Consider the following 14,583-nt stretch of genomic DNA (forward strand, 5'->3'; position numbering starts at 1 on the left):
TGCTGGTTTAATTCTCCTGCAAGGCAGATAACTTCTGATGATTATTTATTAGGAACTGACGGCACGCCGCGCACAACGCGGACTTTGCCATCCGGAGCAATAAGCGTGCTCGTTCCATCCCCATTCGGGATGATGATGGTTTTGTCAGGGTTTTTGTTCAGGAAACGACCAGCATTATCCGGAACGCTAGTGGGAAGCGTCGGGACAAAGTGACTGCGATCTTCTGACACACCACGCATCGCATCGATTTTTTCACCGACGGACATGGTGTCGCCTGGCTTCATTTGAGGGCCAGAGACGCCGAGAGCACCGGTACCAGCAATGCCACCGCCCATGAAATTCTTGTCGAGCGTTGCACCGCCAAAATACGTAGCCGGATCGCCAAGAGATTTATTAAAGACGCTGTCAGGGTTCACAACATCTTTGAGGGTTGGCAGAGGCTGAGGTGAACCGGGCCACATGTTCCCGCCTTCTGGCAGGATTGGTGTAGCTGCTACGAATTCACCGCGTGCCCTGCGAAGGTTTTCACTATCGCCATGGGGAGCATTAGGGTTGCTTCCCGACCACAGCGCGGTGTCATTGAAAAACTTGCCCATGCCCGCACAGCCGCTCAGGGCCAGAGGTAATGCCAGTAGAGCGGCCTTACGCATTGTGTACTCCCATAAGGTCGATCCCTGAACTTTACCTGTCATCGATTAAAAGCGCCAGATGACGAGCTGATAACTGCAATAATAATCACAGATAGTCCAGATCAGGAGACGATCTTTGAGGACTTGCGAGGCTCAGAGGCCATCATTCTGGAAAGTCCGGCGGTGAGATAGCCCCACCCACTTAGAACTGTTGGAATAACTGAAACCCAGAGAAGAATACCGCCGATTAGTGTGGCCGGCAGGAATGAAAGATGAAGCGTAGCCGCAGCTTTGTCTCCGCCAATCAGGAAGCCGATCGCAACCATCTGAATTCCGGTCTTCCATTTTGCAAGGCGGGTGGATGGAAGGGTTGCGCGTTGGGAGGCCATGTATTCACGCAAGCCACTGACCAGAATCTCGCGCAGCATGATGATGATGGCAGCATAGAGCGAATACACTGGAAGTGTGGTCAGGCCAGCGAGTGCGAGCAACAACGCACCGACAAGAAGCTTGTCGGCAATCGGATCCATCATCCGACCCAGTTCGGATAGCATTTGCCATTTCCGTGCCAGAGCACCATCCAAATAGTCCGTAATGCAGGCAGCCGTGTACACAACGCAGGCTGCGACGTTACCGAGTGCGGAATGCAGCGCCAGCAGGGCAACCAGAACAGGAATGGCCGCAATACGGAGCAGAGTCAGGACGTTTGGCAGATCAGTCAGCATCACGAAGCAGTCTAGAACAGTTTATCCGTCTCCGGTATGCGCCAATCCGCTCTGAATGTGTGTATTTTTTATGCCAAGCCAGCGTTCAGGGCGTGACCTCACGGAATTGTCAGCTCTGTGTCCGAAGCCATTCGGGATGAAAGTGCCCGTAGATGGCTCTGGCGGTTCCAGAGCTGATTCCGGGTGCAGTTTCAAGCTCTTCGAGACTGGCCTGTCGCACGGTCTTGGCTGACCCGAAGTGATTCAGAAGCGCCTTTTTGCGGGCACCTCCGATTCCCGGAACATCATCCAGTTCAGATTTCCGAAGTCCTTTGGAGCGCCCTGCCCTGTGTGTCGTAATGGCGAAACGGTGGGCTTCGTCTCTCAGGCGTTGAAGATAATAGAGAACCGGATCACGAGGTGGAAGCTGGAACGGTGGCTGTGTTTCAGTGAAAAACCATTCGCGTCCAGCATCACGATCCGGGCCCTTGGCGATTGCCACAATGGGAATTCCCGTAACGCCAAGGTCTGCCAATACGTTGCGCACTGCGTTGAACTGACCCAGGCCGCCATCAATTAGCAGCAGATCTGGCCAGTCTTCAGGTCGTTCTCCATCTTCCCTGTTTTTTCCGAAGCGGCGTTCCATGACTTCCCGCATCATGCCGAAATCATCACCGGGAGTGACTGGGCCCTTGATGGCGTATTTTCTATAGGAGCGCTTTTCAAAACCTTCCGGCCCGCCCACAACCATGACGCCATAAGGTGCCTGACCCATGATGTGTGAATTATCGTAGGTTTCGATCCGCTGGGGTGTTTCAGCGAGGCTGAAAACCTTCGCGACGCCCTCTAGAAGTTTGCGCTGTCCGGTATTCTCCGCGAGCTTTCGCTCCAGTGCTTCACGCGCGTTCAGGGTCGCATGGTCTACGACACTTTTCTTTTCGCCGCGTTGAGGGCAGACAACCTCGACTTTCTGCTCCCTCTTGATGCTGAGGGCTTCTTCGACGAGCTTCTGTTCTGAGATCTCCTGATTCACCAGGATGACAGGCGGTGGAGGCTTGTTGTCATAGAACTGAATGAGGAAGGCGGAGAGCACGTCAGCCAGGGTCTCTTCCTCCGCGTGCACGGGATAGAAGGCACGGTTGCCGTTATTGCGGCTTCCACGGATGAAAAAGACCTGAATGCAGGTTTGCCCTGCGGCCTGCCAGATTGCCACGATGTCGGCGTCGTGAATGGAGGCAGGATTGATGATGCCTGAATTCTGGATGCTGGAAAATCCACGAATACGGTCCCGAATGGCTGCAGCCCGCTCATATTCCATGGCTTCGGAAGCACGTTCCATTTCAACAGCAAGTTCCTGCTGCAGCTCGGTATTTTTACCCGAGAGGAATTGCCGAGCCTGCACGACTAGCTCGCTATAATTTTCTTTGGAAATGCGATCCACACATGGGGCAGCGCAGCGTTTGATCTGAAACAGCAGGCAGGGCCTTGTCCGGCTCTTAAGAACAGCGTCGGAGCAGGATCGCAGTAGAAAAGTTCTCTGCACAAGGTTTAGAGTCTGGTTCACCGCCCATGCGGAAGCAAAAGGTCCCCAGTAGGTGGCGCCTTTCACGGGTTTTCCACGCTGTTTGGTGATCTGAGGAAATTCGTGATTTTCAGTGAGCATCAGCCACGGATAGCTTTTGTCATCCCGCAACAGGATGTTGAAGCGTGGCTTCATACGCTTGATGTAGTTTGCTTCCAGCAGAAGCGCGTCAGCTTCCGTCCGGGTAATGACAATCTCCATCGAGACCGTCAGAGACACCATACGGCGCAGACGCTCTGGCAACTGGGTTGTGCGCGTATAGGAAGAGACACGTTTCTTGAGGCTTAACGCCTTGCCTACATACAGAACCTCCCCTTTCTCACCGAGCATGCGATACACGCCAGGGCTGTAGGGAATGGTTTTCAAAGCGTCCCGAATAGCCTCGACGCCCTGCTTTTTCACAACGGGAACAGGAGCTTCTTCAGGTGTCATTGAGGTTTCTGTCTCTGTGGGCGTAGGGTCAGTCATGCCAGTTCTTCAGTCATCCACTGATCCTGTGGACAAGTCTGTGGGTTGCTCCATGACAGAATCATGAAGGCCAAGGTTTCCCGGCCTTGCCATCAGATTGCCTAATTTTTAATCAGTAAACGTAAGATATTGATAATAATGGAAAATATTTTCCGTTCCGTCAGGGGGCGGAAAAATTTCTAGTTTGAGGTTCGTGTTGAACGGGACATGACAGCTTTCCGAAACATCGTGGATGAGTGCACTCCACATTAAGTCTGAATGGTCCCGTTCTGTTCCCGTTAGGGCGCACTTTTTTGCTGAACAGAGCTGTCTTTTCAGGCTGAAATTGATGCTTGCTCAGCCTTTTCCATCAGGCGCAGCATATTACCACCCCAGATAGCAGTCAGCTCTTCAGGGCTAAACCCGGCCTTGAGGAGCGCCTGTGTCACAGCTGGTGTTTCAGTGGCATCCTGCCAGCCCGGTATACCACCGCCGCCGTCGAAATCTGATGACACACCAACATGGCGAACGCCCACCCGCTCGGCGACATAGGCAACATGGCGCGCCAGATCTTCTACGGTGCCCCCACCGCCTTTACGCAAAAAAGATCCCATGGCGGTAATCTGGATCAGTCCGTCGGTTTCTTTCAGACGATCGAGCTGCTCGTCGTCGAGGTTGCGAGGATGATCGCAGAGACTTCTGACGCAGGAGTGGCTGGCGAATACCGGCGTGGTGGAAAGTTCTGACGCCTGCATCATGGTGGATTTTGCCGTGTGTGACACATCCACCAGCACACCGTGGCGATTCATCTCGCGAATGGTCTCGCGGCCCAGTTCAGACAGTCCACCATGAAGTTCAGGACTATCATTCAGGTCTTTTCTCGGAATGGCCGCGTCTGCGAGAGCGTTATGCCCGTTGTGGGTCAGGGTCAGGTATCGGACGCCATACTCTGCAGCCAGTTGACCGATCCGGGACGGTACACCACCAAGCGCATGGCCATTTTCAATGGCGGGAACAATAGCGAGCGCTCCTGACTGGAATGCTGAACGGACATCCTCCGCGGTTCGACAGACATTTGCGCTCAGTCCGTCCTGATGTCCGCCGAGGGCGTTGATGACCTTGAGCATCGCCTGAACACGGTGCCAAGCCTCTTGGTGGCCCGCTTCATCGCGTGGTCCCTGCGGAATATAAGCCGCAAGGCAGACAGAGCGAAGTTTGCCATGATCGCATTTTCTTACATCCACTTTTCGGTCCGTGTGCAGAGACCAGGCATCCGCCTGATCGGGCCATGGAATGTCGATATGGGTATCGAAAGTCAGAAGCGTGTCGCGCAGTTCAGTCATGATCCGTCCTAGATCGGGTGTGAGCGGGTCTGACGCAAGAGGTGCTTGTCAAAGCGCTCAATTCAGACGATCCAATGGTGATGCGTCTGATTACATGGAACATCAACTCCCTCCGGCTTCGTCTGCCGCTGCTGAAGAAGCTCGTTGAGGAGGAAAATCCGGACATCGTCTGCCTTCAGGAGACGAAAGTGCCCGATCCGCTCTTCCCGGCCGAAGCTCTTGTGGAGCTTGGCTTTCCGCATCAGCTCTATCGAGGAATGAAGGGATATAACGGGGTTGCAATCCTGTCCCGCCTGCCCCTCAACTCAGTTGCGAATACGCCTGACTGGTGCAGCCGGAGCGATTGTCGGCATATCGCGGCATCAATCCAGACACCTGGAGGGCCAGTGATGCTGCATGATTTCTATGTCCCTGCGGGTGGCGATATCCCGGATCCGGCAGAAAACGAAAAATTTGCTCACAAACTCGCGTTTGTAGAAGAAGCCGCGAAATGGTTCACGGATAGCCCACCAGTTCGTAGCATTGTGGTTGGAGATCTCAACATCGCTCCGTTGGAGCATGATGTCTGGAGCCATCGTCAGCTTTTGAAAATCGTCAGCCATACGCCGCCGGAGACAGAGCGACTTAATACGTGGATGGCGGCAGGGTTTGAGGACGCCATGAGGCGGATTACGCCTGAGCCCACCAAATTGTACACATGGTGGTCCTACAGGAACAAAGATTGGAAGAAGTCTGACCGTGGAAGGCGCCTAGATCATGTCTGGCTCACGCCAGATCTGATGCCAGGCCTTCGGAATATTCGTGTTCTGCGGGATGTTCGCGATTGGGACAGCCCTTCAGATCACGTGCCGGTCGTGCTGGATTTCGATCCAGCCTGACCGGCAGGGCCTGAGTATCAGGCTGTCAGTGATTCGGCCGTAGCAACAGTGCGGCCTTCCGGGTCAAGACGATACCCGCCACCTTCTGTGATCAGCAGGGACGTCTTGGTGGGGTCTGGCTCGATTTTCTGGCGAAGACGATAGATATGCGTCTCAAGCGTATGGGTCGTGACTGCAGCGTTGTAACCCCAGACTTCGTTCAGAAGCACCTGACGGGCGACGGGGCGCTGACCGGCCCGGTAAAGATACTTGAGAATCGCAGCTTCTTTTTCCGTCAGGCGAATGCGGCGATTACGGGCCGTCTCAACCAGAAGTTTGGCCGATGGACGAAACGCGTAAGGACCGATTTCAAAAACGGCGTCTTCGCTATTTTCAAAGATCCGGAGCTGTGCCCGAAGTCGCGCCAGCAGTTCCCCGATACGGAATGGCTTTGCGACATAGTCGTTTGCGCCTGCATCAAGCCCGCGGACAACATCGCTTTCATCGTCTGAACCGGTCAGAATAATGATCGGCATCCGAACGCCTTCGCGACGAAGCTCCGCACAGAAGTCGCGGCCGTCTCCGTCTGGAAGGGTGATGTCCAGCAGCATGGCGTCGTAACGGGCACCAGGCTTCTTGAGGAGCTCCCTTGCTGTTGCCACAGAGACTGCTTCCACAGCCTCAAGTTCGCCACCGTGCTGGAGTTGCTCTGTCAGCAGGCTTCGTAGCGTATCGTCATCATCTACCACGAGGATGGGCCGGGGACCTGCCATAATACCTGTCTCGTTTTATCTAGGCGGAAAACGTCACATCCGCATGTGTTCGCGTTAATAGGCCACGCATCCAATTCTGCCTATCCTGCACCGCAGGACCAGCAGCACACTTGCCATCTGAGATATGACAAATACTTATCCGAAAGGGAACAGCAACATGACTAAAGCTATTTTGAGAATCACTGAGGGCCGCGCTTTTCTTCACTTTCGTAATGTAATCATTCCGGCTTTGATCGGGGCTGGTGGTATTCGCCTTGACAAGCGTGAAGGTGATCACGCGACCCCTGTAGGTGAACTACCCCTCCGCCGTATCCTGTATCGCGCAGATCGCGTGGAAAAGCCTGTTTCCGGCGCGGGTTTACCTATCGAGCCAATAGCTGCTTCGGATGGTTGGTGCGATGACGGATCGCACCCGGATTATAACCGTCCGGTGACACTTCCTCACCCTGCATCATGTGAGAAAATGTGCCGGGATGATCATGTTTATGATCTCTGCATTGTGATGGGGTGGAATGACGTCACCATCGAGTCGGGACGTGGGTCTGCAATTTTCCTGCATTTGCCTCCCGCCAGCGGTGTGACGGAAGGCTGTATTGCATTGCAGGAAAAGGACCTGCGTTATGTGCTGGCACAGGGTCTGACAGCAATTGTCGTGGAAGCGCCTTAAGCGGCCTCTTCCTCTGTGTGTGGAGTGTCAGTCGGCGGTACCATCGAGATCATCAGGTCCCCAGGCATCGGGGTGATGACAGTCGGATCTTCTGCCGAACGAATGAGAATGGCAGAGCGTCTGCTGACAAGGATATCGAGGCGATTGTCGTCCGTTCCAAACCCTGCCGCATTGGCCTCATTGGCTGCACGGGATACGAAGCGCCAGCCCTGCTCGAACAGGGTATCGAACAGGGTGTAATTCCAGGCAGGTTCTCCCAGAACCTTTCCTCGGGAGTCACGGGAAAGCCCATGATAAAAATCCAGTCGGGCGACACCCGGGCTGATCTGGAACACTCGTTCCCGCCCCATGGCTGGCGCGAGATGTCCGCAGATCATCCCGTTATAGATGCCGTCTCCGGTCGTTGCGATCAGGTAGTCTGCCGGTCGTTCTTCCAGTGCTTCCTGCCCGTGCTGGGACAGTAGCTCAGTTCTTAGAACTGGAATGTCGAGTTGTGCGGCTGCCATAAGCGCACTGGATCGGTTGTCTACCAGAAGAACAGGTATGTTTTCCCTGTGAAGGCAGGCTGCAAGGTCGATAGACCATTTGCTCGCCCCCAGAATGGCAATCGCCGGATCGTTCGAGAGCGTGAGCTTGAGGGCGCGCGCGATTGGGCGAAGCGAAAAGCCATGAAGGATCATGGTGACAGCTATGACGGCAAAAACCGCCGGCATAATGAGGTCAGCCGACTGATAGCCCGTTTCTTTCAGACGAATACCCGCGGCGCCAGCAACGGCCGCCGCAACGATGCCTCGGGGCGCAATCCAACCGACGAAGAGGCGCTCTTTCCAAGGCATACTGGTGCCCAGAGTGGAAAAGAAAATTCCCACCGGACGGACGACGAACAGTACGACAAGCGTCAGCATCAGAATGGGAATGGAAAGATGCTTGAGAACGTCGCGATGAAGATCTGCCGTCAGCAGGATGAACAGTACAGACACGACGAGGACCACCATCGATTCCTTGATGCGCCTTAGTTCTGCGACGCCTGGAATGTGAAGGTTGGTCAGTGCCATGCCAAAAATGGTGACCGCGACCAGGCCTGCGCCCTCCATTTCCAGATTGCAGGCCGTGAAAATCAGCAGTGCCATTGAGATAAGCACTGGCGTTTTGAGAATCTCCGGCATCATGTCGCGAGTGAAGAGATAACGGATCAGATAGGCTGGAAGAATGCCTGCCGAAATCGACTCAGTTGCAGCAGCGAGCAGATCAGGAAGTGTGTGGGTAAAAAAGACGCCGGTATGCAGGTCAACATGCAGAAGCATGAGCTGCAGCACAACGGCTGCGAGAATCGCTCCCAGCGGATCATTGACGATGGCTTCCCATCGCAGGAACGCCGCGACACGAGGCTGGAGCTTGGCACTACGCAAAAGCGGGAGCACCACGGTTGGGCCTGTGACGACAATGATGGCGCCAAACAGCATCGACGTGCCCCATTCAAGGTGGGCAACGTAATGGGCCGCCAGCGATCCCAGAACCCAGTTGATGGGCAAGGCCAGCATCGTCAGGCGTGCAACACCTTCCCCAGCCTCACGGAGCTGCCGGATGTCCAGAGCCATGCCGCCTTCAAAAACGACAATAGCAACCAGGAGGGAGACCAGTGGCCTGAAGACCCAGCCCATCGTCTCTGATGGGTGCACAATGCCCAGCCCAGGGCCGAACAGAAGCCCAATGGTGAACAGGAGCACGATTGCGGGAAGGCGAAACCGCCAGGCAACCCACTGGGCCAGCATTCCGGCCCCGAAGGTCGAGGCGATGCCGATGAAAATATCATACTGCATGTGTAAGAGCGCGTCGGTCCCGTGCTGATTTTGGAAACCGTATCATAACCCGGATAATGTGTTGGGCCTAACTGCGTGATTTTGAGAGTGTTATCCGATGGTTGAAACGATACTGACCATTCGTCCGGCACAGTCCCTGGATCGGGAGGGTATCTGGCGTTTGCTGGCACCGGTTCTCAAGGCTGGGGAAACGTACGCTCTGCCGCGAACGTGGGGCCGTCGTCAGGCCCTGGCGTATTGGATGGCCGTCGAGCATCGTGTGTATGTTGCCGAGACAAAGACAGGCCAGATTGTGGGCACATTCTATGTGCAGGACAATCAGAAGAGCGGCGGTCAGCATGTTGCTAATGCTGGTTTTGTCGCAGCGCCGGGATATGGTGCGGGAACGCAAATGGGAACATATGCCCTGAAAGAGGCTCAGGCGCTCGGATACAGGGCGATGCAGTTCAACTTTGTCGTCAGCACCAATCTGCGAGCCATTGCGCTTTGGACGCATCTTGGTTTCAGGGTGGTTGGAGCGCTACCCGGTGCGTTCAACCACCCTGAGCAAGGGTATGTGGATGCGCTTGTTATGTGGAAGGAGCTTCTTCCTGTGACGTTTCATCCTTCTGTTCAACCCGCTGCATGACGCAGGCAAAGAAGCCATCCGTTCCGTCACGAAGAGGCGTAAGGGAAAACTGAGCCTTTTCGCGGAGTTCGGCTGGCAGAAGATCGGGTAGGTCTTCGGTAGCTACACGAACAAAATCTGTCCGACGCTTCAGGAATGCATCAATCTGCTGCCCGTTTTCAGCGGCCAAAAGAGAGCACGTCGCATAGATCATCCGGCCGCCGGGTTTGACCAAAGATGCTGCACGATCAAGGATTTCTGACTGTTTTATCACAAGTTCCTGAATGTCTTCAGGTGTCAGTCGCAGTCGCGCATCCGGGTTGCGGCGCCATGTGCCGGTGCCCGAACAGGGTGCATCTACCAGAACGCGATCGAAGCTTGCTGCCCGACGCTTGGCCCATTTGTCGCCTGTGGTGAGCAGGTGTCGCTCAACATTATGCACCCCTGCCCGACGCAGACGTTTTACAGCCCCTTCAAGGCGCTTTTCATGAACGTCACAGGCAACGATATGGCCCTTGTTTTCCATGGTCATGGCAAGGGCAAGAGTCTTGCCGCCAGCGCCGGCGCAGTAATCCAGAACGCGGTGTTCCGGTTTGGCGCCAGCGGCTGCGACAACGAGCTGGGAACCTTCGTCCTGAATTTCTACCAGTCCGTCTTTGAAAGCCTGTGCTGCCGTAACCGGCTGACGGCCATCGAGACGCAATCCCCATGGCGAGAGCTTTGTTGGGACGGCGTTCAGTCCCTCGCTCTTCAGCGCACGCAAACCGTCCTCGCGAGTGCCCTTCAGGAGGTTCACGCGAAGATCCAAAGTCGGGGTTCCGAGCATGGCTTCCATTTCGTCAGCCATTCGGGATCCGAAAGTTTCGCGTAGGGCTGGCTCAATCCAGTCCGGATATTCGAGGCGGACTGCTACAGGTTGCTTCTGGGTAGAAAGTTCTTTTCCTTCCAGATGCTTAAGGTTCACATCTTCACGCGGCGTCAGAGGCTTTTGAGCATACCGCTCGCCACTGAATAACATGCGAACCTGATCCATCGTCGTGCCGGTTAGTAGCATGGATGCAGCACATAGCAGGCGTGGAGAAATTTCGCCCTGGCTGCCTTCCAGGTGCCAGTGCAGCCGCCGCCAGCCACGCAGCACATCCCAGGCAAGCGTGGAAATGGCGCGCCGGTCTCCGCCGCCTATATAACGGCGTTCACGGAAAAAAGCGTTGGCGGTAGCGTCTGCGGGACGGCGGGGCGCATTCTGGATCGCACAAAGCAGATCAATGGCGCCGGAAAGGCGAGCTGCGGGGGTCATATCGCCCCCGTAGCCGGTTTGGCCTCTCAAAGCGAGAGGCCAATGCACAGGAAATGTCAGTCCCGGCGATAGTTCGGAGCTTCACGCGTGATTGTCACGTCATGGACATGGCTTTCACGAAGGCCCGCATTTGTGATGCGACGGAACATGGTGCGCACCTGAAGTTCCGAAACCGTAGCCGATCCAGTGTAGCCCATGCCGGCTTTCAGGCCGCCAACAAGCTGGTGCACGACTGGCGCCATGCCGCCCTTGTAAGGAACCTGTCCTTCGATCCCTTCCGGCACGAGCTTCAGCGTGTCACGGACTTCTGCTTGGAAATAACGATCCGCTGAACCTCGGGCCATGGCACCAAGAGACCCCATCCCACGATACGACTTATAGGAGCGGCCCTGATACAGGAACGTTTCGCCCGGGCTCTCATCCGTACCGGCCAGCAGCGAGCCAACCATCACTACGTCAGCACCGGCACCAATGGCTTTGACGATGTCGCCGGATGTCCGGATGCCACCATCGGCGATGGCCGGAACATCAAGCTCATGACAGGCTGCTGCCGTTTCCATGACAGCGGAGAACTGCGGAACACCGACGCCTGCAACAACGCGGGTTGTGCAGATTGACCCCGGACCAATACCGACCTTGATGCAGTCTGCGCCTGCTTCAATAAGTGCGCGCGCTGCCTGCGGGGTCGCGACGTTGCCTGCAATGACCTGAAGGCCTGGGTGACGCTCCTTCAGTGTCCGAACAGTGCTCAGAACGCCGTGGGAGTGACCGTGAGCGGTATCAACGACAATAACGTCCACACCGGCTTCCACGAGGGCGTTAGCACGGTTCAGACCGTCCTCTCCAACGCCGACAGCCGCGGCACAGCGAAGCCGTCCCTGCGCGTCCTTGATGGCGAGCGGATGCGTCGTCGCCTTGTCCATGTCCTTGACGGTGATGAGGCCGATGCAGCGGCCGCCCTCATCAACGACCAGTAGCTTTTCGATGCGGTGACGATGCAGCAGAGCGCGAGCTTCTTCAGGAGCAGCGCCATTCAGAACCGTGACAAGATTGTCCTTCGTCATCAGATCACGGACGCGGGTGTTCAGGTCCGTGGTGAAACGGACGTCACGGTTGGTCAGGATGCCAACCAGGATACCGGTTCCCTCTTCCACAACCGGCAGGCCAGAGACACCGTGGCGCGCCATGATGGCATTCACTTCAGCCAGTGTCTGGTCCGGACCAACGGTGACCGGATTAACGACCATGCCAGATTCGAAGCGCTTTACGCGGCGGACCTGTTCGGCCTGCTCTTCAATAGAGAGGTTCTTGTGAATGACGCCCATGCCGCCTTGCTGGGCCATGGCAATTGCCATGCCATCTTCCGTGACTGTGTCCATGGCCGAAGACATCAAAGGGATGTTCAGCTCAATGGTGCGCGTCAGGCGTGTGCGGGTGGATGTCTGGGCCGGAAGCACGGACGATTCAGCCGGTTCGACGAGAACATCGTCGAACGCAAGTGCTTCACGTATGCGTGCGTTAAAATCAGTTGTGCAGGAAGAGGATGTCATGCCCGCTGGCCCCCGTTGGTCATGCGTCGTGGGACGCTTGAAGTCTGAACCGGGGGCCAAGAGGCCCAGCCGGCCGTTGGCGGGTCCTCATAGACTAATTCCCCCCTGGAGGGGAAGTCTCTTTTTTTGCGGTAGATTTTAAGGAATTTGTTGGCTGGGAGACCTGGATTCGAACCAGGGCTGACCGGGTCAGAGCCGGTAGTTCTACCGCTAAACTATCTCCCAAGCGGTGAGTGGGTGTTTACCCATCACGGCTGAGTGACGCAAGGGGGTCTTTCCACTTTTTTTGAAAAAACTGATATTTTTCTTGCGGTAAGACGTTTTCCCGTCTCATGCTGCATATTCAAGGTCCCAGCACGGGCAAAATCGGGAGCCTAAACAAGATGATGAGGCAAGGAACGGAGCAAGGGCTTTCAGGTCAGGCGCAAATTCGCGCGTCTGGTGCCCGTCAGGCCGGTCCGTTCTTTGGGGCCATTGATCTTGGAACGAATAACTGTCGGCTGATGATTGCCGCAGGCACACCGAATGGGTTTCGGGTCGTGGACAGTTTCAACAGGTCTGTCCGGTTAGGGGAAGGTCTGCGTGTCAGCGGGCGACTGGCTGAAGAGTCTATGACACGCGCGCTTGATGCCCTGCGCATTTGCGTCGAGCGCATGCGGCAGTGGCCCCTCTCCCACGTTCGCGCTGTGGCCACCGAAGCCTGCCGTCGCGCCGTGAATGGTCGCGAGTTCCTTGAGCGTGTGCAGAGTGAAATCGGCCTGACTATCGATATTATTACGGCGCGTGAGGAAGCAGAGCTCGCGCTGGAGAGCTGTTCTCCCCTCTTCCGGATGCCGTCACGGCCACCTTCTCAATCCGAACGTGGCGTTCTGTTTGATATTGGTGGTGGCTCCACTGAAGTGGCATGGGTGCGTGTTGATCAGGAGCGTAAGTCTCAGACACTGATTGGCACAACCAGCATGCCTGTGGGTGTCATCACGCTTCAGGAGATGTTCGGTGAAGGCCATGGCTCTTCCTATGAAGAGATGGTTTCTCATGTGCAGAGCCACCTTGTAGGTTTTGAGAATGTTCACCGCATCCGCCGTGAAGTTGCACAGGGAAATGCGTGCCTGCTGGGTACGTCTGGTACTGTCACGACCCTTGCCGGTGTCGCTTTGGCCCTGCCCCGTTATAATCGCGCGGCGATTGATGGCCTGACTTTGCCGGGGCAAATCATGCGAAGTGCCATCGATACGCTTCGTAGCCTTTCGCGCGATCATTTGGCGATGCATCCCTGTGTCGGACAGGATCGCGTAAAGTATGTTCTTCCCGGATGTGCAATTTTCGAGGCAATTCATCGGACATGGCCTATAGAAGAGGTCACGATTGCCGATCGGGGGTTGCGTGATGGCATGCTGCTGCGTATGGCCCGCGATCATGGTCAGCGTTTCACTAGAGAACGCCGCAGGACCCATCGACATGTAACGCCCCGTTCGAGGGGCCCTCTCGGGAATTACGCCACGATATGAAGCCGCCCAGATCCCGCTCCGGTTCTTCCAAAAAGGATACGGGACCCAAGCGCATCCCTGGAAAAGCTCTCAAGAGTGCTGCCGCACCAGGTGCAGCTGACGCTACTCAGGACGCCTCTACTTCACAGACGGCCCGTAATAAGGTCGTCACCCTCAGAACAGCTCGTGGGCGCACCACGGCACAGCAGCGCTGGTTGAACCGGCAGCTCAACGATCCCTATGTCGCGGCAGCCCGTAAACAGGGCTGGCGTTCACGTGCAGCCTTTAAGCTTATCGAAATCGATGATCGGTTTCACATCATCAAGCCAGGTGCGCGCGTCATCGATCTGGGAGCGGCCCCAGGCGGCTGGTCTCAGGTTGCAGTCAAACGTGGTGCTGGCAACATCGCAGGCGTGGACCTCCTCCCTGTCGATCCTGTCAGCGGTGCCGAGATCATTGAAGGGGATTTCACTGATCCGGAAATGCCTGATCGCCTGAAAGAAATTCTCGGCGGCCCAGCAGATCTTGTCATGTCTGATATGGCTCCCAACACAACTGGCCATGCTGCGACAGATCACATGCGGATTATGGGACTGGCAGAGGGTGCGCTGGATTTTGCAGTTCAGGTACTGGCTGAAGGTGGGAGTTTCGTGGCCAAGGTCTTTCAGGGTGGTTCTGAAAAACAGATGCTTGAGTCCATGAAGAGAGCCTTCTCTTCGGTCAAGCATGTCAAGCCACCTGCTTCCCGCAAGGAATCAAGCGAACTTTACGTCATTGCCACGGGTTTCCGCCCTGAGCGACTAAGCGACGAAGGCTGATC

The 14,583-nt window shown here is 55.9% G+C and carries 13 protein-coding genes and 1 tRNA gene; 5 read left to right on the top strand and 9 right to left on the bottom strand.

What is annotated here, in order from left to right:
* Positions 1-41 precede the first annotated feature (41 nt).
* The 4 genes from R5H23_RS02110 to R5H23_RS02125 form a co-directional block, all read right to left on the bottom strand.
* Positions 42-650: a hypothetical protein gene (locus R5H23_RS02110; protein ID WP_317214159.1), complete on the bottom strand. Its 609-nt coding sequence runs from the start codon at positions 648-650 to the stop codon at positions 42-44.
* 101 nt (positions 651-751) lie between these two features.
* On the bottom strand, positions 752-1,354 hold the full coding sequence (gene pgsA / locus R5H23_RS02115) for a CDP-diacylglycerol--glycerol-3-phosphate 3-phosphatidyltransferase (RefSeq protein WP_086633199.1): 603 nt from the start codon (positions 1,352-1,354) through the stop codon (positions 752-754).
* Positions 1,355-1,463: 109 nt separating this feature from the next.
* Entirely contained in the window at positions 1,464-3,383 is a 1,920-nt protein-coding gene (uvrC, locus tag R5H23_RS02120) for an excinuclease ABC subunit UvrC (protein ID WP_408874320.1), read from the bottom strand.
* A 314-nt stretch (positions 3,384-3,697) separates the two neighbouring features.
* Positions 3,698-4,705: a dipeptidase gene (locus tag R5H23_RS02125; RefSeq protein ID WP_317214160.1), complete on the bottom strand. Its 1,008-nt coding sequence runs from the start codon at positions 4,703-4,705 to the stop codon at positions 3,698-3,700.
* An 80-nt stretch (positions 4,706-4,785) separates the two neighbouring features.
* Here R5H23_RS02125 and R5H23_RS02130 point away from each other — a divergent pair, with 80 nt between their 5' ends.
* Complete coding sequence (locus R5H23_RS02130) at positions 4,786-5,583, top strand: exodeoxyribonuclease III (protein WP_317214590.1); 798 nt, start codon at positions 4,786-4,788, stop codon at positions 5,581-5,583.
* 17 nt (positions 5,584-5,600) lie between these two features.
* On the opposite strand, the gene R5H23_RS02135 is transcribed toward R5H23_RS02130, so the two are convergent.
* On the bottom strand, positions 5,601-6,335 hold the full coding sequence (locus R5H23_RS02135) for a response regulator transcription factor (RefSeq protein WP_086633203.1): 735 nt from the start codon (positions 6,333-6,335) through the stop codon (positions 5,601-5,603).
* Between the two features lie 157 nt (positions 6,336-6,492).
* Here R5H23_RS02135 and R5H23_RS02140 point away from each other — a divergent pair, with 157 nt between their 5' ends.
* The gene (locus R5H23_RS02140) at positions 6,493-7,002 is read left to right on the top strand and encodes a L,D-transpeptidase family protein (RefSeq protein WP_317214161.1); all 510 of its coding nucleotides are present in this window, start codon (positions 6,493-6,495) and stop codon (positions 7,000-7,002) included.
* On the opposite strand, the gene R5H23_RS02145 is transcribed toward R5H23_RS02140, so the two are convergent.
* Positions 6,999-8,822, bottom strand: coding sequence for a sodium:proton antiporter (locus R5H23_RS02145; RefSeq protein WP_086633204.1), 1,824 nt, complete (start codon positions 8,820-8,822; stop codon positions 6,999-7,001). The two genes, R5H23_RS02140 and R5H23_RS02145, sit on opposite strands and share 4 nt — an antisense overlap.
* 97 nt (positions 8,823-8,919) lie before the next feature.
* Between R5H23_RS02145 and R5H23_RS02150 the strand changes: the two genes are divergently transcribed.
* On the top strand, positions 8,920-9,450 hold the full coding sequence (locus R5H23_RS02150; protein WP_317214162.1) for a GNAT family N-acetyltransferase: 531 nt from the start codon (positions 8,920-8,922) through the stop codon (positions 9,448-9,450).
* Here the strand turns inward: R5H23_RS02150 and R5H23_RS02155 are convergent.
* The 3 genes from R5H23_RS02155 to R5H23_RS02165 form a co-directional block, all read right to left on the bottom strand.
* The gene (locus tag R5H23_RS02155; protein WP_317214163.1) at positions 9,392-10,726 is read right to left on the bottom strand and encodes an RsmB/NOP family class I SAM-dependent RNA methyltransferase; all 1,335 of its coding nucleotides are present in this window, start codon (positions 10,724-10,726) and stop codon (positions 9,392-9,394) included. The genes R5H23_RS02150 and R5H23_RS02155 overlap by 59 nt on opposite strands.
* A 56-nt stretch (positions 10,727-10,782) precedes the next feature.
* Positions 10,783-12,276, bottom strand: a complete 1,494-nt coding sequence (gene guaB / locus R5H23_RS02160; protein WP_317214164.1) for an IMP dehydrogenase — start codon at positions 12,274-12,276, stop codon at positions 10,783-10,785.
* Positions 12,277-12,427: 151 nt separating this feature from the next.
* Positions 12,428-12,501 (bottom strand) — tRNA-Gln (locus tag R5H23_RS02165).
* Between the two features lie 158 nt (positions 12,502-12,659).
* Between R5H23_RS02165 and R5H23_RS02170 the strand changes: the two genes are divergently transcribed.
* Together R5H23_RS02170 and R5H23_RS02175 are read left to right on the top strand one after the other, a co-directional pair.
* Positions 12,660-13,784, top strand: coding sequence for a Ppx/GppA phosphatase family protein (locus R5H23_RS02170; protein WP_317214165.1), 1,125 nt, complete (start codon positions 12,660-12,662; stop codon positions 13,782-13,784).
* Complete coding sequence (locus tag R5H23_RS02175) at positions 13,781-14,581, top strand: RlmE family RNA methyltransferase (protein ID WP_317214166.1); 801 nt, start codon at positions 13,781-13,783, stop codon at positions 14,579-14,581. The genes R5H23_RS02170 and R5H23_RS02175 overlap by 4 nt, the downstream gene beginning before the upstream one ends.
* The last annotated feature ends 2 nt before the right edge of the window (positions 14,582-14,583 follow it).

Source organism: Gluconobacter sp. GP1, from assembly GCF_032913585.1.
Classification (GTDB): domain Bacteria; phylum Pseudomonadota; class Alphaproteobacteria; order Acetobacterales; family Acetobacteraceae; genus Gluconobacter; species Gluconobacter cerinus.

Bases quoted from the DNA above. Each gene is read 5' to 3' on its own strand.
- R5H23_RS02125 (WP_317214160.1), bottom strand. From the start codon at position 4,705: ATGACTGAACTGCGCGACACGCTTCTGACTTTCGATACCCATATCGAC.
- R5H23_RS02175 (WP_317214166.1), top strand. From the start codon at position 13,781: ATGAAGCCGCCCAGATCCCGCTCCGGTTCTTCCAAAAAGGATACGGGA.
- uvrC (WP_408874320.1), bottom strand. From the start codon at position 3,383: ATGACTGACCCTACGCCCACAGAGACAGAAACCTCAATGACACCTGAA.
- R5H23_RS02155 (WP_317214163.1), bottom strand. From the start codon at position 10,726: ATGACCCCCGCAGCTCGCCTTTCCGGCGCCATTGATCTGCTTTGTGCG.
- guaB (WP_317214164.1), bottom strand. From the start codon at position 12,276: ATGACATCCTCTTCCTGCACAACTGATTTTAACGCACGCATACGTGAA.
- R5H23_RS02150 (WP_317214162.1), top strand. From the start codon at position 8,920: ATGGTTGAAACGATACTGACCATTCGTCCGGCACAGTCCCTGGATCGG.
- pgsA (WP_086633199.1), bottom strand. From the start codon at position 1,354: ATGCTGACTGATCTGCCAAACGTCCTGACTCTGCTCCGTATTGCGGCC.
- R5H23_RS02110 (WP_317214159.1), bottom strand. From the start codon at position 650: ATGCGTAAGGCCGCTCTACTGGCATTACCTCTGGCCCTGAGCGGCTGT.
- R5H23_RS02145 (WP_086633204.1), bottom strand. From the start codon at position 8,822: ATGCAGTATGATATTTTCATCGGCATCGCCTCGACCTTCGGGGCCGGA.
- R5H23_RS02140 (WP_317214161.1), top strand. From the start codon at position 6,493: ATGACTAAAGCTATTTTGAGAATCACTGAGGGCCGCGCTTTTCTTCAC.
- R5H23_RS02170 (WP_317214165.1), top strand. From the start codon at position 12,660: ATGATGAGGCAAGGAACGGAGCAAGGGCTTTCAGGTCAGGCGCAAATT.
- R5H23_RS02135 (WP_086633203.1), bottom strand. From the start codon at position 6,335: ATGGCAGGTCCCCGGCCCATCCTCGTGGTAGATGATGACGATACGCTA.
- R5H23_RS02130 (WP_317214590.1), top strand. From the start codon at position 4,786: ATGCGTCTGATTACATGGAACATCAACTCCCTCCGGCTTCGTCTGCCG.